Raw genomic sequence first — 23,104 nt, 5'->3', positions numbered from 1 at the left:
AAAAAATGAAAGAACAACTTATCGAACAAATTATGGAAGAAGTAATGAAAAAAGTAGATGTACCTGCACCTGCTGCTGGAGAAAAGAAACAGGAAAAAACTTTCTGCGGTTTAACTGAGTTTGTTGGTACCGGCCGCGGCGATACCATTGGACTTGTTATCGCAAACGTGGATCCAAGTGTCCATGAAGCAATGGGGTTGGACAAAAAATACCGCTCGATCGGTATTATCGGAGACCGTACTGGAGCTGGTCCGCAAATTATGGCTGCTGATGAAGCCGTCAAAGCAACGAATACAGAAATTTTAAAAGTAGAACTTGCCCGTGATACCAAAGGCGGCGCAGGTCACGGCTGCTTAATTATTTTCGGTGCAGAGGATGTAGCAGATGCTCGTCGCGCTGTCGAAGTTGCTCTTAAAGAATTAGACCGTACCTTCGGTGATGTATATGGAAATGAAGCAGGACATATCGAACTTCAATATACTGCTCGTGCAAGTTATGCATGTGAAAAAGCATTTAATGCCCCTATTGGCAAATCATTTGGCCTCGTAGTTGGAGCACCTGCTGCCATTGGTGTTGTTTTAGCTGATACGGTTGTAAAAGCTGCAAATGTTGATGTAATCGGTTATAGCTCTCCTGCTCAAGGAACTAGTTTTTCCAATGAAGTCATCTTAACCTTCAGTGGCGATTCTGGTGCTGTCCGCCAAGCCCTAATTGCAGCAAGAGAAGTTGGCATTAAACTTTTGGGAACCCTTGGAAGTCAGCCTGTTTCTGATACAGTTCCTTACATTTAATTAAATAGGAGGGTAACTCATGAAATCCAAACGTTTTCAAGTACTAGCAGAACGTCCCGTAAACCAAGATGGGTTTGTTGCGGAATGGCCGGAAGTAGGCTTAATTGCCATGAACGGTCCTAGCGACCCTAAACCAAGCATCAAAATTGAAAATGGCGTAGTTGTGGAATTAGATGGAAAAGCCCGTAAAGATTTTGACTTCATTGACCGTTTTATTGCTGATTACGGGATTAATATTGAAAAATCTGAAGAAGCAATGGCCATTGACTCAGTAGAGTTTGCCAAAATGTTAGTAGATATTAATGTTCCACGGGAAAAAATTGTCCCGCTGACTACGGCAATGACCCCGGCAAAGATTTGTGAAGTGCTGGGCAATATGAACGTGGTAGAAATGATGATGGCACTACAAAAAATGAGAGCAAGAAAAACGCCATCGAACCAATGTCACGTAACTAACGTAAAAGACAATCCGATTCAAATTGCCGCTGACGCAGCTGAAGCAGCACTACGTGGATTTGATGAACAGGAAACAACAGTAGGTATTGTTCGTTATTATCCATTTAATGCCCTGGGACTTTTAGTTGGTGCGCAAACTGGTCGCGGCGGAATCTTAACTCAATGTTCTGTTGAAGAAGCAACGGAATTGCAATTGGGGATGAGAGGATTAACTTGTTACGCTGAAACAGTTTCTGTATACGGTACTGAGCCAGTATTCGTTGATGGTGACGATACTCCATATTCGAAAGCATTCTTGGCATCCGCTTATGCCTCCCGCGGTCTAAAAATGCGTTTCACATCTGGTACAGGTTCAGAAGTACAAATGGGTTATGCCGAAGGAAAATCGATGCTTTACCTGGAAGCACGCTGTATCTTTATCACTAAAGGTGCCGGTGCACAAGGATTGCAAAACGGTTCGATTAGCTGTATTGGCGTTCCTGGAGGCGTTCCATCCGGTATTCGTGCCGTCCTTGCGGAAAACCTTATTACAACAATGTTGGATATGGAAGTGGCTTCTGGTAACGACCAAACATTCTCACACTCTGATATCAGAAGAACAGCCCGGACATTAATGCAAATGCTTCCTGGAACAGACTTTATTTTCTCTGGTTACAGTGCAACACCAAACTATGACAATATGTTTGCCGGCTCGAACTTCGATGCAGAAGACTTTGATGATTATAACGTATTACAACGTGACCTTAAAGTTGATGGCGGCTTACGTCCGGTTACTGAAGAGGAAGTAGTTGCCATTCGGAATAAAGCAGCGAAAGCAATCCAAGCTGTTTTTGAAGAATTAGGTCTTCCTACAATTACTGATGAAGAAGTAGAAGCAGCAACCTACGCACATGGCAGCAAAGATATGCCTGACCGGAACGTTGTTGAGGATTTAAGAGCTGCTGAAGATATGATGAAACGCGGCGTAACAGGTCTTGATGTCGTGAAAGCACTGTACAGACGCGGTTTTGAAGATGTCGCTCAAAATGTCTTAAATATGTTAAAACAACGTATTTCTGGTGACTATCTCCATACATCAGCAATTATCGATAAAGACTTCCATATTATTAGTGCCGTAAATGACGTGAACGACTATATGGGCCCTGGAACAGGCTACCGTATGAGTGAAGAAAGATGGGAAGAAATTAAAAATATCCCTCGCGCCATTAGACCGGAAGACATTAACTAACCGAAAGGGGTGTAAGTGAATGGCCATCAATGAAAAATTAATTCGTCAAATTATTGAAGAAGTATTAGCAGATTTTGGTGCTGAAAATAAACAAACTGAATCAGTAGTAACAGAAACTGTAAAAAAACCGGCAGCTGATGAGGCAAAAGGCTTAGAACTTGCTGTTAAAGGCGAAGCAAAAGTGGGTACAAGAAAAGATGAAGTTGTCATTGGGCTTGCGGCAGCTTTTGGTGAGCATCAAACAAAAACAATTGTCGGAATCCCACATAAGGACTTATTAAAAGAAGTTATCGCCGGTATTGAAGAAGAAGGACTTACAGCCAGAGTTGTTCGTGTTTACCGTACCTCAGACGTAGGCTTTGTTGCTCATGATGCGGCAAAACTGAGCGGATCTGGAATTGGTATTGGTATTCAATCAAAAGGAACTACCGTTATCCATCAAAAAGACTTGCAGCCATTAAATAACTTAGAGCTATTCCCGCAGGCGCCGCTATTAGATCTGGAAACCTTCCGTGCCATTGGGAAAAATGCTGCTAAATATGCAAAAGGTGAATCACCGAATCCAGTGCCAACTCGAAATGACCAAATGGCTCGTCCAAAATACCAGGCAATTGCGGCACTATTGCATATTAAAGAAACACAATATGTCGACCGTAATAAAAAACCAGTTGAATTGGACGTTAAGTTCTACTAATAAACGGAGGTGAACAGTATGAATGAACAACTAATTGAACAAATCGTAAAAGAAGTATTGTCCTCCATGAGTGGAGCAAAAGAAAATACACCAGAACCAGCAAAATGCGAAACAAAAACATGTGTAAAAGTTGAAGCAAAAACGGACTATCCATTATCAGAAAAAAGACCAGAGCTCATTAAATCACCAACAGGGAAATCTTTAGATGATATAACCTTAGCTGGAGTTATCGATGGCGCTGTTAGACCGGAGGATGTCAGGATTTCCCCGGAAACATTGGAATTGCAAGCACAAGTAGCTGAATCAATGGGGCGGAAACCATTTGCCCGCAACCTTCGCCGGGCGGCTGAACTCATCGCTGTTCCAGATGATCGGATTCTCGAAATCTATAATTCTTTACGGCCTTATCGTTCCACAAAAGAAGAGTTGTTAGCCATTGCTGATGAACTTGAACACCAATATGGAGCAAAGGTTAACGCTACTTTAGTTCGTGAAGCTGCTGAAATCTATGAACTAAGGGATCGTTTGAAAAAAGATTGATCTGCCTTATTTGATCCAGGAGGTACAGGCTAATGAAATTGGTTGCAGGAGTGGATATTGGAAACGCCACAACGGAAGTTGCCATTGCAAATGTATCAAATGACAACCAAGTCACTTTTTTAACAAGTGGTTTTGTCAATACAACAGGAATGAAAGGTACGCGGCAAAATATCCATGGTGTCCTGGCTGCCATTAAAGAAGCTCTCAACAAAATTAATCGAAAAATAGACGACTTGGATCTTATTCGAATTAATGAAGCAGCTCCTGTTATTGGGGATGTGGCCATGGAAACCATTACTGAGACGATTATTACGGAGTCCACAATGATTGGCCACAATCCCTCAACACCAGGGGGATTGGGCTTAGGCATTGGAAAAACCATTGATATTCACGATTTGAAAAAAGCAGACACAACCGAAGATTATATCGTTTTAATCGGAAAAGATGTGGGCTTTGAACAGGCTGCCGAAATGATCAATCAGGCCATTGAACAAGGTTTAAAAATTAACGGAGCGATTGTTCAAAAGGATGACGGTGTCCTCATTAATAACCGGATTCAGAAGAAAATGCCAATCATTGATGAAGTTCGTTTACTGGAAAAAGTACCGGTTGGTATGAAAGCAGCGATTGAGGTTGCCCCTCCCGGCGGCGTCGTTGAAGTATTATCTAATCCATACGGTATTGCAACAGTATTTAACTTGGGCTCCAATGAAACGAAAATGATTGTACCGATTGCGCGGGCACTCATTGGGAATCGCTCCGCCGTTGTGATCAAGACTCCAAAGGGTGATGTTCAGGCTAGGAGCATCCCGGCAGGCAAACTTCATATTATCGGTAAGAAAAAGGCTACAGTAGATGTCGATGAAGGTGCTGAAAGAATGATGGAAGTGTTAACAGCATCGGCACCGATTGAAGATATTAAGGGTGAAGCTGGAACGAATGCGGGCGGTATGTTGGAAAGAGTTAGACAGGTGATGTCTGAGCTGACAAACCAACATCCAAATGATATCAAAATCCAAGACCTCCTGGCTGTCAATACGTTTATCCCACAAAAGGTCAAGGGTGGGCTAGCTGAAGAATTCTCGATGGAGAATGCCGTCGGAATTGCAGCCATGGTAAAAGCGGATAAATTGCAAATGCAAATGATCGCTGACGAACTGCAAGCGGAAATCGATGTTCCTGTAGAGGTCGGTGGAGTAGAGGCTGATATGGCAATCCGCGGCGCACTATCTACTCCAGGAACAAAAACACCGATCGCGATTGTCGACATGGGGGCTGGATCTACCGATGCCTCGATTATGTCCAAAGATGGAAAAACAACATCGATTCACTTAGCTGGCGCAGGTGATATGGTCACAATGCTGATTAATTCAGAATTGGGTCTTGATGACATAGGCTTAGCCGAAGATATTAAAAAATATCCGCTGGCCAAAGTGGAAAGCTTGTTCCATATCCGCCATGAAGATGGAACCGTTCAATTCTTTGATCATCCGCTCGACCCTCATGTATTTGCCAGAGTTGTTATCTTAAAAGATGGAAACATGATTCCAATCCCTGGGGAGCAATCAGTGGAAAAAATTAAGCTTGTGAGACGGGGAGCGAAAGAAAAGGTATTTGTGACCAACGCAATTCGCGCATTAACGCTTGTTTCACCAACAAGAAATATACGAGATATGGAGTTTGTTGTTTTGGTAGGAGGCTCAGCATTAGACTTTGAAGTTCCACAATTAGTAACGGATGCATTATCTCAATATGGTGTTGTAGCTGGCAGAGGGAATATTCGCGGCAGTGAAGGTCCTCGAAACGCAGTAGCTACAGGACTTATATTGGTTCTTAGTGAAGGAGGAAGGGTTCAGTGAAAATAAACGATGGAAATGAAAAACCAGCGGTCCATGTTTATTATAGTTCATTACTGAACGATTCCTCTTTTTTTCATTCCTTGCTTTATGGAATCGAAGAGGAAGGAGTTCCCTACCTTTATCAGAGAAAAACGGGGAATTCAGCGATTGAATTAGGCTATCAGGCTGCCTTGGATTCTACCTTAGGGGTTGGTATTGGCATTGGTGATGACAGCCAAATGATTCTTCATTATACCAAGCTGCCTAAGAAACAGCCGCTTTTTCACCTAAGTGGAGCAAGTCAGGATCAACAGAATGTGCTTGGGGCGAATGCAGCCAGATTGGTAAAAGGGATTCCATTTAAAAGCTTTGAAGAGATTCATTCAGCGGAAGAAGAAACTCTTATCTCAGAGGAAATCTCCACTATTGTGAAAGAGGTTCTCAGGAGAATCAGAGAACGAATGTAAAGGAGGTGGAGTTTTAGGAATGAATGCATTAGGATTGATTGAAACCGTCGGATTGGCAGCAGCAATAGAGGCAGCCGATGCAGCCGTTAAGTCGGCAAATGTCACACTGCTTAGTTATGAGCTAACAAAAGGCGGCGGGATGGTCATGATTAAATTTGTCGGTGCTGTCGGTGCTGTAAAAGCCGCTTTAGAAGCTGGCAGTGCCGCGGCTGCAAGAGTCGGTAAAGTCGCCAGCAAACATATGATTGCCAGACCGCATGATGAAATTGAAAAAATCATTTATACCAAGGAAACGGTAGGACCTTTACAAAGAGCAACAGAAACAGATGAGACGAAAACGGATGTTCCATCCAGTCAACCCGAAATCCCCGAAAGTACTGAAACTCATACTAAGGTGGAAGGGACTGAGGGTGAATCAACGAGTGCTTCGGTTTCGGATAATCCGTCAGCTGCTGGTGAAAGTCTTGAAAACAAAGCAGTTTCCGAGGAAGAGGAAATCCAACAGAATCAGGCAGCTGGGAACGAATCTGAACAAAGTCTGCTGACGGAAGCAGCAGTTCACAACGATATAGAGGATGCAACCTCAGTTGAACAAGAGAATCCGGACTTCCCTGATGAAGAAGGAAATCCTTTCGAGGAAAGCGCTGAAGTAGATTCATTGCAATTAGAAAATGGAGCAACCTGCAATATTTGTAAGGACCCCAAATGTCCTAGGAAAAAGGGCGATTTACGCTCAACCTGTATTCATTACAAAGAAATAAGGAGGAACGGCAAATGAATGACGCATTAGGAATGATTGAAACAAAAGGATTGGTTGGGGCAATTGAAGGAGCCGATGCCATGACCAAAGCAGCCAATGTAACTTTAGTCGGCTTTGAAAAAATCGGTTCCGGACTTGTAACGGTAATGGTACGCGGAGATGTCGGTGCCGTGAAGGCAGCTGTTGATGCAGGTGCTGCTGCTGTTGAACGTGTCGGAAAGGTTATTTCTGTCCATGTCATCGCAAGACCACATACAGATGTTGAAAAAATGCTTCCTCAAGGCCTGTAAGCTAAAACGATTGGAGGTTCTTAAATGGCGTACAGCTCAGCTAGACAAGCAGAGATCGTGAAAGAAGTAGTTAAAAGGCTGCAAGAAATGGAAGCAGTGCCGTATGTACCAATTGGAATTTCCAATCGGCACGTACATCTGAGCCAAAAGGATTTGGAAGCACTGTTTGGGCCAGGCTACCAATTAACCAAAATGAAGGATTTAAAACAGCCTGGACAATTTGCTGCCAAGGAAACGGTCGTTCTTACAGGGCCTAAGGGTGAAATCCAGAATGTGCGGATTTTAGGACCTGTAAGAGGAAAAACACAAGTAGAAATTTCCTTTACTGACAGCTTTAAACTTGGTGTCCCGGCACCTGTACGGGAATCAGGGAAAATCGCAGGAACTCCTGGTTTGGTTTTAACAGGACCAGCAGGAAAGCTGGAACTCCAAGAAGGAGTGATTGCGGCACTGCGGCATATTCATGTTCCACCTGAATTTGCCGAGAAGTTTGACTTACATGATAAGGAAATGGTTGAAGTAGAAGTTGGCAGTGTACGGAAAACGATTTTTCAACATGTCCTTATTCGTGTATCTGATAAATATGTTTTAGAAATGCACCTTGATACGGATGAAGCTAATGCTGCAGGAGTGAAAAACGGAGAATTCGGGAAAATCAGGAAAGGCTAAGATGCACTATGTCTATTGATCTAACAAAAGTAAATAATTATATTAATAGCTTCGCTCAACTAATTGAACAACACCAAAGTAATCCCTATGAAGGAGAATTGCATGTCGGTGTGGACCTGGGAACGGCAAATATTGTTCTGTCGGTTTTGGACAACATGGGAAATCCTGTTGCCGGCGCTCTTTATCCGGCATCAGTTGTCAAGGATGGACTAGTGGTCGACTATGTCGGCGCTGTTAGAATTGTAAGGCAGCTAAAGAGTGAAGTGGAGGATCTTCTTGGCGTGTCATTGACCCATGCGGCAACGGCGATCCCCCCTGGCACCATTGGCGGCAACTTAAAGGCGATCGCCAACGTAGTTGAATCGGCAGAAATGGAAGTTGTCAAAGTCGTCGATGAACCTACGGCAGCAGCGGCAGTATTGGGAATAACCGACGGCGCTGTTGTGGATGTAGGCGGAGGAACGACAGGCATTAGCATCCTAAAAAATGGCGAAGTCATCTATACCGCGGATGAGGCTACAGGTGGAACACATATGAGCCTGGTGGTTGCCGGAAATTACAAAACTTCATTTGAGGAAGCAGAGAAGCTAAAAAAAGATCAAAGTAGACAACATGAAGTCTTTCCAGTTATCAAACCCGTGGTTGAAAAGATGGCTGCGATTGTGAAAAAACACATCGCAAGCTACGATGTTGAGGAAATTTACGTCGTCGGGGGAGCGAGCTGCTTTGATGAGTTTGAAAAAGTCTTTTATAAAGAAATTGGCGTAAAAACGATTAAACCGGCTCATCCCCTGCTGACCACTCCTTTAGGTATAGCGCTGTCCTGTTTGAAATGAGGTGAAAGGGTTTGAACACGGAAGCAATACTCAACAGCATCGTGGAAGAGGTACTCAAAAGGCTACAACAGAAAATGAAAAAAGCCACAGTCCTTTTTACCGGAGGAGCCGGCGGGTTTGAAGAATCGCTGAAGCAGCTGAAACTTCTGATGGAGGACGGCTGGGAATTCAACATTTTGTTATCTAACAGTGCCGAGTATGTTCTTTCCCCTCCATTAATCGAGAAACGGCTGGGCATATCGACAATCTATCTTGAAAAGGATTTGAAAGGACTAAGACCGTACTACGATGGAATCAGCGCCTTAATTATTCCGACGTTGACCTTAAATACTGCTGTAAAGATTGCATTAGGCATTGCGGATACGATGGCAACCAACCTGGCATCCCATGTGATTATGGAAGGGACTCCGATTATCGCTGCCAATGACGCCTGTGATTTACACAGCCCGATAAGAGAAAAGCTTGGTTTAAACAAAGCACCGAAAGCTTATACAGATCAGATGGACCAGCACCTGCGAACATTGGAAAGCTACGGCACGGTATTAGTGGAGGCCAAAAATCTATTTGAGGCCGTCAAGCAGAATGTCTTTACTTTCTCTACTCAGCAAAGGCCAAAACAAGCGCCTCGTGAAAAACTGACGGTTTTTCAAAAAAAGGTACTAACAAGGTTGGACATTATCGAAGCAAAACAACATCATGAAGCTCTTAAAATAGCACAATCAACGATTATTAGCCCTCTAGCGCTTGAGACTGCCAAGGAGATGGGGGTAACCATCATACGTGAAAGATTAGCAGGTGATTAGGATGTACTTAGGAATCGTAATTGGCAGTGTTGTGGCAACACGAAAAGACGAAGACTTAGTTGGGAAAAAACTATTATTAGTAGAAAAGGTAAAACCCAACGGGGAATTGCAGGACAGTGTGGAAGTAGCAGTAGACAGTGTTGGGGCAGGAAAAGGAGAATATGTGATTGTCACGAACGGAAGACCGGCAGGATTCGTATTCGACTCTTCGGATTCGATGATTGATGCTGCGATTGTGGCTATTGTTGATTCGGTAGAGGTAAGTGGATAAAGGAGGTTGGACTGAGTGGCCATTTATACCAAAAAGGGCGATAAAGGTGAAACAGGACTTCTTGGCGGTTCAAGAATCGCCAAAGACAGCCTTAAGGTTACCTGTTACGGAACACTTGATGAAGCGAATGCTGCCCTCGGTGTTGCCTATTCTTTAATAAAAAATCGCGAGTTAAAGGATATCATAAACCGCATCCAAAAACAGATCTTTGTTGTCGGTGCCGAATTGGCCAGTGACGATAAAGGAAAAGAGCTGTTGAAAAATAAAGTAGGTTCCGAGGATATTGCTTTTTTTGAAAGTGTTATTGACAAATATGAGGAAAAGCTGGGAAAAATCCATGAATTTATCATTCCTGGGGAAACAACGGCTTCGGCTGCGCTTCATTTATCGAGGTCGATCATCCGCAGGGCAGAACGATTAATCGTAGAACTGAGTAAGGAATCAAGTGTCCGTCGTGAAGTTATTCAGTATGTCAACCGATTATCCGATACGATCTTCATGTTAGCGAGGGCGGAAGTTTACTATAGCATGTTAGCTGAAATCAAAGGAAAGGTAATCGAGAAACTCGAGTGTTCGAAAGAAAAGCTGACAAATGTCACACTCGAATTGGCTGGGAAAATGGCCAAAGCAGTCGAGGAAGCAGCAGCAGCCTTAGGAGTTCCTGTTGTCTTTTCAGTTGTTGATCCCGGAGGAAACATCACCTTAATCCATCGTATGGAGGGATCACTATTAGCAAGTTTGGATATTTCGGCTAACAAAGCCTATACGGCGGTGGCGTTAAAAATGGCGACACATGAACTAGTTCCGTTGATCCAGCCGGGTGCTGAGTTATACGGCATTCAATTAACAAATCATCACAAAATCGTCACCTTTGGCGGAGGATATCCGCTTACAGTAGATAAACAGATAATTGGTGGTATTGGAGTAAGCGGCGGAACGGTGGAAGAAGATATGACAATCGCTGCCGCAGCTTTAAAGGTGTTTGACGAAGAAAGAAGGAAATTGAAATGACTGTAGATGTACAAAAGGTTGAAGAACTTGTTAAAAAAATCTTGGAGGAAATGAGCTCGAGTAATAACGAGGCAAAAGCACCGCATTTTGGCTTGTTTGAGGATATGGAAGAGGCCATTGAAGCGGCAGAAGCTGCTCAAAAAGAACTGGTCAAACTTTCACTTGAACAAAGAGGCAAACTGATTGATGCCATTCGTAAGACAGCCATTGAAAATGCTGAATTGTTTGCTCGCATGGCGGTTGATGAGTCAGGCATGGGAAACTATCAAGACAAGGTGCTCAAGAATCGCCTGGCGGCAGAAAAAACGCCGGGAATTGAGGATTTAAAAACGGAGGCCATTTCCGGTGATCATGGATTAACGGTTGTCGAACTTTCTCCTTACGGTGTGATTGGTTCGATTACACCAACGACTAATCCAACTGAAACAGTTATTTGTAATTCAATTGGGATGATCGCTGCAGGGAATGCGGTTGTCTTTAGTCCGCACCCGACAGCCAAGAATACCTCGTTAAAAGCAATTGAACTGCTGAACCAAGCGATCGTGGAAGCCGGCGGGCCGGATAACCTGCTTTCAACCACCGTCAATCCGTCGATTGAACAAGCCAACATCATGATGAAACATAAAAAGATTAGAATGCTTGTGGCAACCGGCGGTCCTGGAGTTGTCAAAGCCGTTCTATCGAGCGGAAAGAAAGCGATTGGGGCAGGAGCAGGAAACCCTCCGGCCGTTGTCGATGAAACAGCAGATCTGGAAAAGGCCGGTAAGGATATTATTGACGGCTGCAGTTTTGATAATAACTTGCCATGTGTAGCCGAAAAGGAAGTCATCGTGGTTGAATCAGTCGCTGATTACCTGATTTTTTACATGAAGAAAAATGGTGCCTTCCAAATTACCGATAAAGGACAAATTCAAAAGCTTACCGAGTTAGTAGTTGACAAGGGGCATGCCAATAAAAAGTTTGTTGGTAAAGATGTTGCCTATATTTTAGGCCAAATCGGAATTGATGTTCCTGCAGGTACCCGTGTAGCGATTATGGACGTACCTGGCGATCACCCGCTGGTAACGGCAGAACTAATGATGCCAATCCTTCCGGTTGTCCGGGTTGAAAATGTTGAGAAAGCAATTGAATTAGCAGTGGAAGTAGAGCATGGCTTCCGTCATACTGCGATTATGCACTCTAAGAATGTGGACAATCTAACGAATTTCGCCAAGGCCATTCAAACCACAATTTTTGTCAAGAATGGTCCATCCTACGCGGGAATTGGAGTTGGCGGAGAAGGTTATACCACTTTTACGATCGCGGGTCCTACCGGCGAAGGGTTAACTTCTGCTAAAAACTTTGCCAGAAGAAGAAAATGTGTTCTAGTAGATGGATTATCTGTAAGGTAATGAATAGAAAGATCTTGTTGTACGGCAATACCCTCTAATAAAAATAAACGATTTGCTCTTAAAAATAAGAGTTCAGAGTAAGGAGAGTATTTATGACTTGGGAATTAATTTTAGCTGCATTTGGTGGAGGAGTTTTTGGCGCAGTTCTGGGTGCATTACCAGCTTTTATTTTCACAGGATTTATCGGATTAATCGGCGTCGGCGTTATCGCAGCCGGCGGACCTGCAACCATTTTGAACGATATTACCTTTGGAACCTTGTTTGGCCCGCATATCGCGTTTGCCGGCGGTGTTGCCGCCGCAGCGTTCGCAGCTAACAAGAAACATGAATTTGAGAATGGTGCTGATATTTTGACGCCATTGAAAAAAACCAATGATTATTCAGTTTTATTGATTGGCGGAATGTTTGGCATCTTGGGTTATCTCATTAATTATCTCTATGCATATTTGAAAATTCCTGTCGATACAGTTGCGATGACCGTGTTTACATCAGGTCTGATTGCCCGCTTCGCATTTGGTCATTCAGGATTAACTGGGAAATTCACACCAAAAGCCGGTGAAAAACGACAATATGTTCCTACCGGCAAAACATTGGCTTTTGTTATCGTAAATTCACTAGGCATTGGTTTGGTTATTTCTTATTTGATAGATCTAACGCAAATTACTACACTTGGTTTTGTTATTAGTGCGGCAACATTAATCTTCCTAGAGTTTGGTTTTGATATTCCAATCACCCACCATATTACCCTTGTTGCCGGATATGCAACTATGGCAACCGGAAGTGTCCTGATTGGTGCCCTATTTGCTGTCATTGCCGGCGTCTTGGGCGAAGCCATCGGCTATACATTAAACACTTATGTTGACAGTCATATTGACCCGCCAGCAACAACGATCTTTCTTTGCAGCTTGTTTATTTTTACCCTCATGTAATTGGTGATGAGGTGTAGGTCGGAGGATAAAGTAAATGAATACCTTTTTAGTAAAACCAAAAGTTATCTTTGGAAACCAATCATTAGACTATTTATGTGACTTGCAAGTAAAAAAGGCGTTCATAGTCACGGATCAAATGATGGTGAAACTTGGTACAGCCGACAAAATAATCAGCAGATTATCGGGAGCTGAATATAAGGTTTTTTCAGAGGTTGAACCTAACCCCTCTTTAGAAACGGTTAAAGCGGGGTTTTCCTCCTTCCTTGAAGAGAAACCAGATTTACTTATTGCACTTGGCGGCGGCTCACCAATTGATACAGCAAAAGCGATCTTGTCATTTTTCGATAAGGCAGCTCAAAAGTTCGATGGAAAAATGGAATTTGCCAGACCTACTTTTGTTGCCATCCCAACTACGAGTGGAACGGGATCGGAAGTAACATCCTATTCGGTTATAACTGATACAGCCCGCCACATCAAAATTCCGATGAGTGATGACTGCATGTACCCTGATGTTGCCATATTAGACGAGCAGCTGACGAAAACAGTCCCGCCTTCTGTTACGGCTGATACCGGAATGGATGTGCTGACACATGCGCTGGAAGCGTATGTCTCACCAAACGCAGTGGAATTCACGGATATCTATGCGGAAAGAGCAATAAAAATTATCTTTACCTATTTACTGAGAGCCTATAGATTTGGTGAAGACCTTGATGCAAGAGGAAAACTGCATGTTGCCTCCTGCATGGCGGGGGTTGCTTTTACGAATGCCTCATTAGGGATTAATCACAGTTTAGCACACGCTGTTGGCGCCAAATTCCATTTATCACATGGAAAAAGCAATGCCATTTTGCTTCCTTATGTGATTCAATTTAACGGCGGATTATGTGATGGAACGGTTGATACTTCCAAGGCAGCCAAAAGATATACGGAGATTGCCAAGATGTTAGGCTTTGCCAGTTCTACATTAGAAGAAGGCGTTTTAAGTCTGGCAACGGCGGTTAAATATCTAAACAAACGGATGGGTATTCCTTCCACATTAAAAGAGTGTAACATTGATGAACAGTTGTTTGAAGAAAATGTTCCAGTCATTGCCGAGGAAGCCTGCCATGATATTTGTACGACCGGCAATCCCAAAAGTGTCAGCAAGGAAGACTTCAAAAATTTATTGAAGTGGGCGTATGAAGGTTAGTCTTTGGAATGTTAAGCAGTAATAAAATTGGAGGGGCGTAAGATGAAAATCAGGATTAGAAGATTTCTTCCAAGATTAATTTACCGATGGCTTACTGCCAAGAAAGCTTAATTATTTCATGTTAAAACATTCAATGGAGATGCCCCAGCAATGGTAATTAATGAAGGAAATAGGATGGGTTAGATATGGAACAAGGAAAAAAAGAAAGAATTATCCAAGAATATGTACCAGGGAAACAGGTCACTTTAGCACATATCATCGCCAATCCGGACGAGGACTTATACAAAAAGCTCGGTCTGGCGAATGATTATCATAATGCGATTGGAATATTAACGATCACACCTAGTGAAGCCTCGATAATTGCCGCCGATATTGCGACAAAATCGGGTAATATCAAAATTGGCTTTGTGGATCGCTTTAGTGGTTCAGTTGTGATTACTGGAGATGTCTCCTCCGTCGAATATGCGCTGAATGAAGTGCTAACCGGCTTATCCAAGATTTTGGATTTTACCATTGCTACCAAGGTAACAAGAACATAGGAGTTGATTATGAGAAAAATCATCTTGATTGGTAAAACAGGCAGCGGAAAAACAACCCTTTGTCAAAGGCTCCACGGGGAGCAAATGGAATATCAAAAGACGCAAGCCGTTCAAACATTTGAAAATGCCATCGATACTCCCGGTGAATACATTGAAAACAGATTCTATTATAATGCCATAACGATCACCGCGGCCGATGCCGATGTAATCGGTTTGATACAGGACTGTACAGAGCAAACAAGTTTGTTTCCTCCGCTATTTGCGGCGATGTTTCCAAAGCCGATCATTGGAATTGTAACAAAGGTAGACTTGGCAAAAGATCCAAAACAGATTGAAGCTGCCCGAGAATATCTGCGTATGGCCGGAGCAGAGAAGATCATTCATATCTCTGTCATGACCGGGCAAGGGATAGACGAAATACTACAGTATCTTGACCAAGAATAGAATTCTTCTTAACTGTCGATACTATTTCCTTCATTTTTGACCACATACGGTATATTTTTCAATAAAATGTTATAAGAAAAAGCCCCTTGAGGATAGCGAAGAAGCTATCCTCTTTGTTATTTTTTCGATGCCCGACACTAAAATTTTAAAATAAGCCTTCCATTTTTCCAATGGATAGCATATAATACAACTGTATTATGAATCATAGTACACTTAATACAGATTGGGGGTCCGTTATGTTTGAGCTGGACATGAGGAGCCGTAAGCCGATTTATGAGCAACTGGTTGATAAAATGAAGGAGCTAATCATGAATGAAGTATTGAAACCTGATGAACAAGTGCCATCCGTCCGGACATTAGCAACGGAACTGACCATTAATCCAAATACGATTCAAAAAGCTTACCGCGAACTCGAAACCCAAGGCTTCATTTACTCGATTAAAGGAAAAGGGAGTTTTGTTAACCCTAACCATAAAATAAGGGATTCAGAAAAAATCAAAACCATTAAGCAGGAGCTGGAAAAACTAATCTTGGAGGCCCTCTTCATTGGCATTTCAGTGAATGAATTGATTCAAACGATCCAAGAGTTAGATAGTGCAAAAGGAGGAGGGGACGAGAATGATTGAGATGAGTAATGTAAGCAAGCAATTTGACCGGTTTCAAGCATTGGAAAACGTCAACCTTTCGATTCAAAAAGGCTCGATATATGGGTTGATCGGCTCAAATGGTGCCGGAAAAACGACCTTGATCAAACTGCTTGCAGGGATTTACCGCCAGGACAAAGGGAAGATTAGCATTGACGGCAAACCGGTTTATGAAAATACCAGCCTGAAACAAAACATCTTTTACATACCCGATCAACCCTTTGTTTTTTCACACTATACAACGAAGCAAATGGCCCGTTTTTATAAAAGCTGTTATCCAAGCTGGAGCGAGGAACGTTTTGAAAAACTTGCCAAGCTGTTTGAAGTGAATTTACAGAAAAAAATTCAAACCTTTTCAAAGGGCTGGCAGCGGCAAATTTCCTTTATTTTGGCCCTGGCCTGCAATCCGGAAATTCTGATTTTGGACGAACCATTGGACGGCCTTGACCCCGTCGTTAGAAAAAAGGTAAAAAACCTGCTGATACATGATGTCGCCGAACGGGAAATGACGATTCTCATTTCATCACACAATCTGCGGGAAGTGGAGGATCTTTGCGACCATATCGGCATCATCCATAAGGGATCAATTATTATCGAAAAGGAACTGGATGAACTCAAAAGTGACACCCACAAGGTACAGCTTGCTTACCGTGATACTGTCCCGAACAAATTGTTACGAAGCCTGAAAATCCTTCATAGTGAAAAACGGGGAAGCGTCAGCATCTTCATTGTAAAGGGCGAAGAAGATTCGATTGCTAAACAAATTCGTGAGACAAATCCAGTCATTTTTGACATACTCCCGCTTACACTCGAGGAAATTTTTATTTATGAAATGGGGGATATCGGTTATGCCATCAAAAGTGTCGTGGTTTAATATCGAAATCATGAAGCAAATCGCCAGAAGCACCGGCTGGATTTCGATTGTGTATTTCCTCGGTTTGCTGTTAATCCTGCCCATTCGTCTGTTGACGCTAAACCTGGACGACTGGCGGCTGAACGATCATAACCGTCATGTTCTGTTTCAACAATTTACCTTTGAGTTTCAACTTGCCATGCTTGTGAGCGTGCCAGTGATTTTGGCGGTGTTTTTATTTCGTTTCCTGCATGTGAAGCAGAGCGCCGATCTGATGCACAGTCTGCCATTAAAGAGGGAAAAGATATTTCACCATTATGCGCTTACGGGAATGGTGTTTTTACTCGCACCCGTTGCCGCCATCACATTGATTACAATAGTGATACACGCTGCCTTGGACTTTGATCAGGTATTTAGCCTTACGGATTTATTTTACTGGGCAGGCACAACCAGCACCATTGCGGTGTTATTATATACGGCGACTGTATTGATTGCGATGATGACCGGGATATCGGTTGTCCATGCGGTGTTATCATATATTTTTTTATTTTTTCCCTTTGGGTTTATTCAATTGCTGTTTTATAACCTAAAAATATTGCTGTATGGTTTCCCGAGCACAACATATTTAGAGAGTCAACTCGAAAAAATATCACCGCTGACCTATGCCACCACTTTGAATGGCAGGGTATTTCAGTGGGGGGATGCTGTGGGTTACCTTGTGGCCGCCATCATTTTCTATGTGTTGGCTCTCTTGTTTTATCAAAAGAGAAATGTTGAGCAGGCCTCGGAGGCAATTGCCATCCCAAAACTGCGGGCGATTTTTAAATATGGTGTCACTTTTTGTACCATGCTTGTAGGCGCTGCCTACTTCAACGAGGTATCCAATTACAGCTTGGCCTGGCTCATTTTTGGTTATGTTATGGGGGCAGTTTTTGGTTACTTTATTGCTGAGATGGTGCTGCAAAAGACATGGCGGGTTTTTGCCCGGGTAAAAGGCTTAGCGGTCTATGCGGCAGTGGTTGCTATCTTGGTCATGGGCGTTAAAACACTTGGGATCTATGAAAATAAAGTACCTTCTATCGCCGATATTCAAAGTGTTCAGCTAACCAATGGGCCTCTTTATACATCAGCTGATGGCGTGAATTATTACTATAGGATGAAACCTTTGACGGAACAAGCCAATATTGCCACGGTGCGCAAGCTGCATCAACAAATCTTGGATGATCGGAATCTAAACCGTCCTAACAACGAAATAGAGAGCGATTATTTTATTCGCTATACATTAAAAAATGGCCGTCATGTTACCCGCGAGTACAGAATCAATGAACGGCTTTACGAGGACTTTTTCAAGCCGATTTTGGAATCGAAAGAATATAAGCTGGCGGCAAATCCGCTATTTAAGGTAAAGGATAGCCGAATTAAGACGATGAATATCAGGGCAAATGGGCCGAGCAACAAAGAGTTGGTATTATCCGACCCACAAGAAATCAAAGAAGCCATTCACGCATTACGAGAAGATGTATTAGCAGAATCGTATGCAGACAGTCTTTATTTCCAAGGCCGCGGCTCAAGTATTGAATTGGCGTTAGAGGGTGAAGGGACAGTTTATGCTGGCGAAGTTAAACCGGTGTATCTCCATTTCATTCGCTGGCTAGAGGAGAAGCAGCTTTTGGAGCGGACAGTGATTACTGCCGAGGATATTTCTCATGTGCTTGTAGTGAAAGGTGAAACTACCAACACGGATTCAGTGGATGAACTTAAGCGAGAATTGGAAGGTAAAAACAATTCTTTGAATATTAAGAAGAACGGGCAAATTAAAGAACTACTGGATCAAGCTTCTTCCAGTTCCGATAAAGAATTTAAGGCGATCTTTTACTATAAATTTGGTGGCTACTACGAGATCATGTCTTTTGATGAGGAACATGCGCCGGATTTTGTATTAAAGCATTTTTAATTAGAAGAAATTAGAAGAGTTTCACAGGGGGGTGACGACCTGAGTAAGATTGATTTTAATCAGTTGTATCAAACATATTCGCAGCGAATGTTTTATCTTGCTTATCAATATACAAGAGATTTTTTCCATGCGGAAGATATCGTTCAGGAAGCTTTTTTAAAGGCTTATAAAAAAATTGATTCGGTTGACGATTACGCAAAAATCGGTGCCTGGTTGTCCGCGATTACTGTCAGAACGGCAATTGATTTTCTAAGATCGGAAAAACGAAAAGGCTGCTATTTACTCGATTCTGACATGTTAGAACCAGTGGCAGGAACTGTGGAAAACAGAGACAATATTGAGGAAGAGGTTTGCGCCCGTCTTTTTCAAGAGGAAGTGGACCGAACGATGGAAAGGCTGTCCGTTGAATCACAGCAAGTCCTCATCCTAAAAATCCAATACGGTCTCAAGGAAACCGAAATCGCCAGCCTTCTCAAGCTGAAATCGGGAACCGTCAAAACCAGACTCTACCGTGCCCGAAAACAACTAAAACGGTGCCTAACACCAACTGGCTAGGTGCCTGACACCACTCGTGGATATTTGTCCGTCTCCAGTGGACAATATGGAAAATTAAGTTAGTTTCTGCTGCGTTTTAAGTGCCAATCCCTTTATGCTTCGGCGTTATGATGGGGTTGGCACTTTGTGCTTCTGCTATAATTATTTTCCAAATACCCGTGATTTTTTCCAATAAGTATAGTAAATAAGGCAGCCAACAATTAAAAGGAATACGAAATAGATACTATATCTTGATAAAAAGAATCCAACTTGAGTCCAATTTTCCCCCAGAATCCTTCCTAGTGTAATAAAAGTAAAACACCAGATCATAGCCCCCAAATAGGCAAAAGTGGCAAACTTTTTATACGTATAGCCGTTCATTCCCGAAAGATAGGCGACAACATGACGAATTCCAGGGATAAAGTAGCCAATTAAGAGCAGAAAAGGACCAAACTTTACAAATAATTTTCTCGTTCGTTCTACTCGTTCTTCGGTTATATGAAATTTAGGGCCAAATTTTTTTAAAAACGGCAAGCCTAATTTAATTCCAATCAAATAGCTCAGTGTGATACCGCCCAATCCTCCAACAAACGCGCTAAGGAGGGCAGGAACAAACAACATCCTTCCTTGATACACATTAAATCCAACATAGGTCAGGAGCACCTCATCCGGAATCGGCAGACCGATAATACCGCCAATTAGTGCGAGGATAATGCCTATGTATCCATAATGCTCAATGAGACCACTCAAATATTGCATCCATTTACACTTCCCAAATAAAAAACTATCAACTCTTCAGTTTAGTATTTACAACATCATCAAAAACATGTTAAGGGTAGTGCCTGACACCCTCGGAAACAGCTAAACAACTCGTTCACTATCGGAATAGCAAATTAACCAGACCTTTTGATAATTGACCAGGGACAGTGTCAGACACTTTAGTATATCGCTTTTGGTTAATAAATATTATTCTTTGCCTTTTTTAAGGATAAGTTAAGGTTTGCCCGTAATAATGGGTTCATGAACTAATAAAACCTGATGGAATAGGTCCGGGCTATTCCATCGGATAAGGAGATAGGTATATGAAAAAGTGGATTTGGATCATAATCGGTGTTCTGGTTATTGGGTTTGTTGGATTCCAGTGGTATAACTCGAAAACGAGCAGCGCGGAAACTGTTCAGCAGGTCCGAACGGCTGTGGTTCAAAAAGGAAAGCTGGAGGTGAAAGTCAGCGGCTCCGGTTCAGTTGCAGCCGTGACCAGCGAGGATATCACAGCCAACGAGGATAATAATGAAATTGATGAAGTATTAGTTTCTGCCGGTGAAAAAGTAAATGAAGGAGACGAATTAATCACCTTCACAGATGGCAGCGATCCAATTACGGCACCTGCTGACGGAACCATCACTACTGTATCCGTTAAAGACGGTGACCGGATAACAAAAGGAGAGGCTGTGGCCCATCTTACCGATTATAGTGATTTAGAGACCGTAGTACAAATTGATGAGCTCGACATTCCAAAAGTGAAAAAGAATCAGACAGCTACGGTAACCGTCAATGCTTTTCCTGATCAAACCTTTGCAGGAAAAGTGACGAGTGTCGCTAGAGAAGGCTCTTCCGAGAACGGCACATCAACATTTGATGTAACGATACATTTTAATAAACCGCAAAATTTAAAAGTGGGCATGAGCACGGAGGCAAGTATACTGACGGAAACGAAGAAAAACGCCCTTTATGTTCCGGTTGATGCTGTGTACACCAGTAATAATGAAAAGTATGTTCTTGTTGCTTCAGCAAATGCGGGAACTGATAACGGTTCATCTTCTGCTGCCGGCAATACACAGAAACAAACGGTCAAAACCGGTATCGCCAATGAAGATTATGTGGAAATTACTGATGGGGTGACAGAAGGAGAAACCGTTCAATTACCACAGCTGGCTTCAGACAGCTCATCGTCCAGTCAACAAAGAGGTGTGATGCAAGGCTTTGGCGGTATGGGTGGTATGACTGGCGGCATGCCTCCAAGCGGAATAAATAAAGGATCCAGCAGCAACAGCAATGGAAGGAGCGGCAATTAATGGGCACTCCTATAATACAAATCAAGAATATGATGAAAACGTACAAGCTTGGTGGTGAAACGGTGCATGCCTTAAATAATGTTTCGCTTGAGATCAAAAAAGGTGAATTCCTAGCGATCATTGGACCCTCAGGTTCAGGCAAATCAACATTGATGAACATGCTTGGTTGTCTGGACCGCCCCGATCAGGGCTCCTATTTTCTCGATGGAAAAGATATTGAGGAAATGGATGATAATCAATTAGCTTTGATCCGTAATCAAAAAATAGGTTTCATTTTTCAAAATTTTAATTTGTTAACTAAACTTTCGGCACTGGAAAATGTGGAACTGCCGCTTATCTATTCCGGGGTTTCAGCAGGGGAAAGACGTCTGCGGGCATTGGATAGTCTCATGAAGGTCGGATTGAAGGATCGGGCAGGGCATATGCCCAGCCAGCTTTCCGGCGGTCAGCAGCAAAGGGTCGCCATCGCCCGGGCGCTCGTCGGGCAGCCGTCGATTCTGCTGGCGGACGAACCGACAGGGGCCCTCGATAGTAAAACCAGTCGAGAGATCCTCGAACTGATGCAGGAATTAAATGAATTAGGTCATACGATTATTTTAATTACGCATGATTTAGCTATTGCCAAGCAGGCAAAACGAATGGTTAGTATCCAGGATGGCCGGCTGCAGGAGAATGGAGGTGATTTCCTTGAGAATCTTGCAATCCATTAAAATGGCACTCAAAAGTGTTAAATCGAATAAGCTGCGATCCATTCTCACGATGCTGGGGATTATCATCGGGGTGGCTTCGGTGATCGTGCTGGTGTCGATTGCCCAAGGTTCAACCAAAAATGTGACAAGCCGAATCAATCAATTGGGAACCAACCTATTAACGGTAAATACCTATAGCACCAACCTTGAGTTAACGGAAGATAAAATTAGTGAATTAGGGGACCTGAACGGTGTCAAAGCGATATCACCGGTCGTTTCCGGACGGGTAACGGCCAAAAAAGATAGGACCACATCACAGGTCAGTTTAACAGGGACAAACGCAGCTTATTCCGATGTTCGCGATGCAAAGGTCAAACAAGGCCGGTTTATCACGGATCTTGATGTAGAATATCGGCAAAAAGTCGTCGTGCTTGGCTCGGAAACAACCTCCACCTTGTTTGGGGCAAGTAACCCAGTGGGGGAACATATTCAGTTAGACGGTGTTTCTTATAAAGTTGTTGGCGTTTTGGCCTCAAAAGGAAGTTCGATGGGGCAAGGCGGCGATAATACCATAATCGTCCCCTTGAGTACGGGTGAGCGGTTAGTTGGAAGTACGACAATTAGTACTGTTTATCTAAAAGGGAAAAGTGAGGATCAAATGGACTTCGTCATGAATGAAGTCAAAATGAAGATGGCCAGTCTCTATCCCGGTAAAAGTGATGACTACGGGGTCACAAATCAACAGGACGTTATGGATACGATGAGTTCTGTATCGGAAACAATGACATTGATGCTTGGGGGCATTGCCAGTATCTCCTTACTTGTCGGCGGGATCGGCATCATGAATATAATGCTTGTGTCGGTGTCGGAACGGACCAAAGAAATTGGCATCCGTAAAGCAATTGGTGCAAAACGCCGGGATATTCTGCTGCAGTTTTTAATTGAAGCTGTTGTTCTAAGTGCGCTGGGCGGCATTATTGGAATACTTTCAGGGCTTGGCTTGGGAGAACTGGTCTCAACCTTAACGAGCATGAGTATTTCCTTCTCTACATCAGTCATTCTTTACTCATTCCTATTCTCACTGGTGGTCGGAGTGGTGTTTGGCGTATTTCCAGCCAACAAAGCATCCAAACTAAATCCAATTCAGGCACTTCGTTATCAATAAAATCGATGCCTGACATTCAATAAAGATATTTTGACAATTTATTA

26 protein-coding genes are annotated in these 23,104 nt (G+C 42.9%); 25 read left to right on the top strand and 1 reads right to left on the bottom strand.

What is annotated here, in order from left to right; all coding sequences use genetic code 11:
- The first annotated feature begins 5 nt into the window (after positions 1 to 5).
- The 22 genes from pduB to JK635_RS04930 all read left to right on the top strand — a co-directional run bounded on the left by pduB (position 6) and on the right by JK635_RS04930 (position 19,152).
- Positions 6 to 791, top strand: a complete 786-nt coding sequence (pduB, locus tag JK635_RS05035; protein WP_202652892.1) for a propanediol utilization microcompartment protein PduB — start codon at positions 6 to 8, stop codon at positions 789 to 791.
- Between the two features lie 19 nt (positions 792 to 810).
- Entirely contained in the window at positions 811 to 2,475 is a 1,665-nt protein-coding gene (locus JK635_RS05030; protein ID WP_202652891.1) for a propanediol/glycerol family dehydratase large subunit, read from the top strand.
- Positions 2,476 to 2,494: 19 nt separating this feature from the next.
- Positions 2,495 to 3,169 carry a propanediol/glycerol family dehydratase medium subunit gene (locus JK635_RS05025; RefSeq protein WP_202652890.1) on the top strand — a complete coding sequence of 225 codons (675 nt, stop codon included), beginning with the start codon at positions 2,495 to 2,497 and terminating at the stop codon, positions 3,167 to 3,169.
- An 18-nt stretch (positions 3,170 to 3,187) separates the two neighbouring features.
- A complete protein-coding gene (locus tag JK635_RS05020) occupies positions 3,188 to 3,709 on the top strand; it encodes a diol dehydratase small subunit (RefSeq protein WP_202652889.1) in 522 nt (173 codons plus the stop codon).
- Between the two features lie 32 nt (positions 3,710 to 3,741).
- Positions 3,742 to 5,568 (top strand): diol dehydratase reactivase subunit alpha, encoded by a 1,827-nt coding sequence (locus tag JK635_RS05015; protein WP_202652888.1) that lies wholly within the window; start codon positions 3,742 to 3,744, stop codon positions 5,566 to 5,568.
- Positions 5,565 to 6,014, top strand: coding sequence for a glycerol dehydratase reactivase beta/small subunit family protein (locus tag JK635_RS05010; protein WP_202652887.1), 450 nt, complete (start codon positions 5,565 to 5,567; stop codon positions 6,012 to 6,014). The genes JK635_RS05015 and JK635_RS05010 overlap by 4 nt, the downstream gene beginning before the upstream one ends.
- Positions 6,015 to 6,033: 19 nt before the next feature.
- A complete protein-coding gene (locus tag JK635_RS25015; RefSeq protein WP_202652886.1) occupies positions 6,034 to 6,792 on the top strand; it encodes a BMC domain-containing protein in 759 nt (252 codons plus the stop codon).
- Positions 6,789 to 7,064: a BMC domain-containing protein gene (locus JK635_RS05000; protein ID WP_202652885.1), complete on the top strand. Its 276-nt coding sequence runs from the start codon at positions 6,789 to 6,791 to the stop codon at positions 7,062 to 7,064. Before JK635_RS25015 ends, JK635_RS05000 begins: the two co-directional genes overlap by 4 nt.
- 87 nt (positions 7,065 to 7,151) lie before the next feature.
- Positions 7,152 to 7,733, top strand: a complete 582-nt coding sequence (pduL, locus tag JK635_RS04995; protein ID WP_235887905.1) for a phosphate propanoyltransferase — start codon at positions 7,152 to 7,154, stop codon at positions 7,731 to 7,733.
- Positions 7,734 to 7,741: 8 nt separating this feature from the next.
- Positions 7,742 to 8,569, top strand: a complete 828-nt coding sequence (gene eutJ / locus JK635_RS04990) for an ethanolamine utilization protein EutJ (RefSeq protein ID WP_202652883.1) — start codon at positions 7,742 to 7,744, stop codon at positions 8,567 to 8,569.
- Between the two features lie 11 nt (positions 8,570 to 8,580).
- Positions 8,581 to 9,372, top strand: a complete 792-nt coding sequence (locus JK635_RS04985; RefSeq protein ID WP_202652882.1) for a flavoprotein — start codon at positions 8,581 to 8,583, stop codon at positions 9,370 to 9,372.
- Between the two features lies 1 nt (position 9,373).
- Positions 9,374 to 9,643, top strand: coding sequence for a EutN/CcmL family microcompartment protein (locus tag JK635_RS04980; RefSeq protein ID WP_202652881.1), 270 nt, complete (start codon positions 9,374 to 9,376; stop codon positions 9,641 to 9,643).
- A gap of 15 nt (positions 9,644 to 9,658) precedes the next feature.
- Positions 9,659 to 10,654 carry a cob(I)yrinic acid a,c-diamide adenosyltransferase gene (locus JK635_RS25010; RefSeq protein ID WP_202652880.1) on the top strand — a complete coding sequence of 332 codons (996 nt, stop codon included), beginning with the start codon at positions 9,659 to 9,661 and terminating at the stop codon, positions 10,652 to 10,654.
- A complete protein-coding gene (locus JK635_RS04970; RefSeq protein WP_202652879.1) occupies positions 10,651 to 12,045 on the top strand; it encodes an aldehyde dehydrogenase family protein in 1,395 nt (464 codons plus the stop codon). The genes JK635_RS25010 and JK635_RS04970 overlap by 4 nt, the downstream gene beginning before the upstream one ends.
- Before the next feature lie 92 nt (positions 12,046 to 12,137).
- The gene (locus JK635_RS04965) at positions 12,138 to 12,974 is read left to right on the top strand and encodes a DUF7973 family transport facilitator (RefSeq protein ID WP_202652878.1); all 837 of its coding nucleotides are present in this window, start codon (positions 12,138 to 12,140) and stop codon (positions 12,972 to 12,974) included.
- 34 nt (positions 12,975 to 13,008) lie between these two features.
- Entirely contained in the window at positions 13,009 to 14,163 is a 1,155-nt protein-coding gene (locus JK635_RS04960; protein ID WP_202652877.1) for a 1-propanol dehydrogenase PduQ, read from the top strand.
- A gap of 185 nt (positions 14,164 to 14,348) precedes the next feature.
- Complete coding sequence (gene eutS, locus JK635_RS04955; protein WP_202652876.1) at positions 14,349 to 14,702, top strand: ethanolamine utilization microcompartment protein EutS; 354 nt, start codon at positions 14,349 to 14,351, stop codon at positions 14,700 to 14,702.
- Between the two features lie 9 nt (positions 14,703 to 14,711).
- Positions 14,712 to 15,146: a EutP/PduV family microcompartment system protein gene (locus JK635_RS04950; protein ID WP_202652875.1), complete on the top strand. Its 435-nt coding sequence runs from the start codon at positions 14,712 to 14,714 to the stop codon at positions 15,144 to 15,146.
- 236 nt (positions 15,147 to 15,382) lie between these two features.
- Positions 15,383 to 15,772: a GntR family transcriptional regulator gene (locus tag JK635_RS04945; protein ID WP_202652874.1), complete on the top strand. Its 390-nt coding sequence runs from the start codon at positions 15,383 to 15,385 to the stop codon at positions 15,770 to 15,772.
- Positions 15,765 to 16,664 carry an ABC transporter ATP-binding protein gene (locus JK635_RS04940; protein WP_202652873.1) on the top strand — a complete coding sequence of 300 codons (900 nt, stop codon included), beginning with the start codon at positions 15,765 to 15,767 and terminating at the stop codon, positions 16,662 to 16,664. Before JK635_RS04945 ends, JK635_RS04940 begins: the two co-directional genes overlap by 8 nt.
- Complete coding sequence (locus JK635_RS04935) at positions 16,639 to 18,597, top strand: DUF6449 domain-containing protein (RefSeq protein ID WP_202652872.1); 1,959 nt, start codon at positions 16,639 to 16,641, stop codon at positions 18,595 to 18,597. Before JK635_RS04940 ends, JK635_RS04935 begins: the two co-directional genes overlap by 26 nt.
- Before the next feature lie 63 nt (positions 18,598 to 18,660).
- Positions 18,661 to 19,152 carry an RNA polymerase sigma factor gene (locus JK635_RS04930; RefSeq protein WP_202652871.1) on the top strand — a complete coding sequence of 164 codons (492 nt, stop codon included), beginning with the start codon at positions 18,661 to 18,663 and terminating at the stop codon, positions 19,150 to 19,152.
- Positions 19,153 to 19,293: 141 nt separating this feature from the next.
- On the opposite strand, the gene JK635_RS04925 is transcribed toward JK635_RS04930, so the two are convergent.
- Positions 19,294 to 19,890 (bottom strand): DedA family protein, encoded by a 597-nt coding sequence (locus JK635_RS04925; RefSeq protein WP_202652870.1) that lies wholly within the window; start codon positions 19,888 to 19,890, stop codon positions 19,294 to 19,296.
- A 323-nt stretch (positions 19,891 to 20,213) separates the two neighbouring features.
- Here JK635_RS04925 and JK635_RS04920 point away from each other — a divergent pair, with 323 nt between their 5' ends.
- The 3 genes from JK635_RS04920 to JK635_RS04910 are packed head-to-tail and all read left to right on the top strand — an operon-like array spanning position 20,214 to position 23,060.
- Entirely contained in the window at positions 20,214 to 21,206 is a 993-nt protein-coding gene (locus tag JK635_RS04920; protein ID WP_202652869.1) for an efflux RND transporter periplasmic adaptor subunit, read from the top strand.
- On the top strand, positions 21,206 to 21,916 hold the full coding sequence (locus JK635_RS04915; protein WP_235887892.1) for an ABC transporter ATP-binding protein: 711 nt from the start codon (positions 21,206 to 21,208) through the stop codon (positions 21,914 to 21,916). The genes JK635_RS04920 and JK635_RS04915 overlap by 1 nt, the downstream gene beginning before the upstream one ends.
- Positions 21,894 to 23,060 (top strand): ABC transporter permease, encoded by a 1,167-nt coding sequence (locus JK635_RS04910; RefSeq protein WP_235887891.1) that lies wholly within the window; start codon positions 21,894 to 21,896, stop codon positions 23,058 to 23,060. The genes JK635_RS04915 and JK635_RS04910 overlap by 23 nt, the downstream gene beginning before the upstream one ends.
- The last annotated feature ends 44 nt before the right edge of the window (positions 23,061 to 23,104 follow it).

Origin of the sequence: Neobacillus paridis, from assembly GCF_016765675.1 — a bacterium.
GTDB classification, from domain to species: Bacteria; Bacillota; Bacilli; order Bacillales; family Cytobacillaceae; genus Neobacillus; species Neobacillus paridis.
The sequence above is the reverse complement of the archived record's forward strand: the minus strand, read 5'-3'. Positions and strand labels throughout refer to the sequence as shown.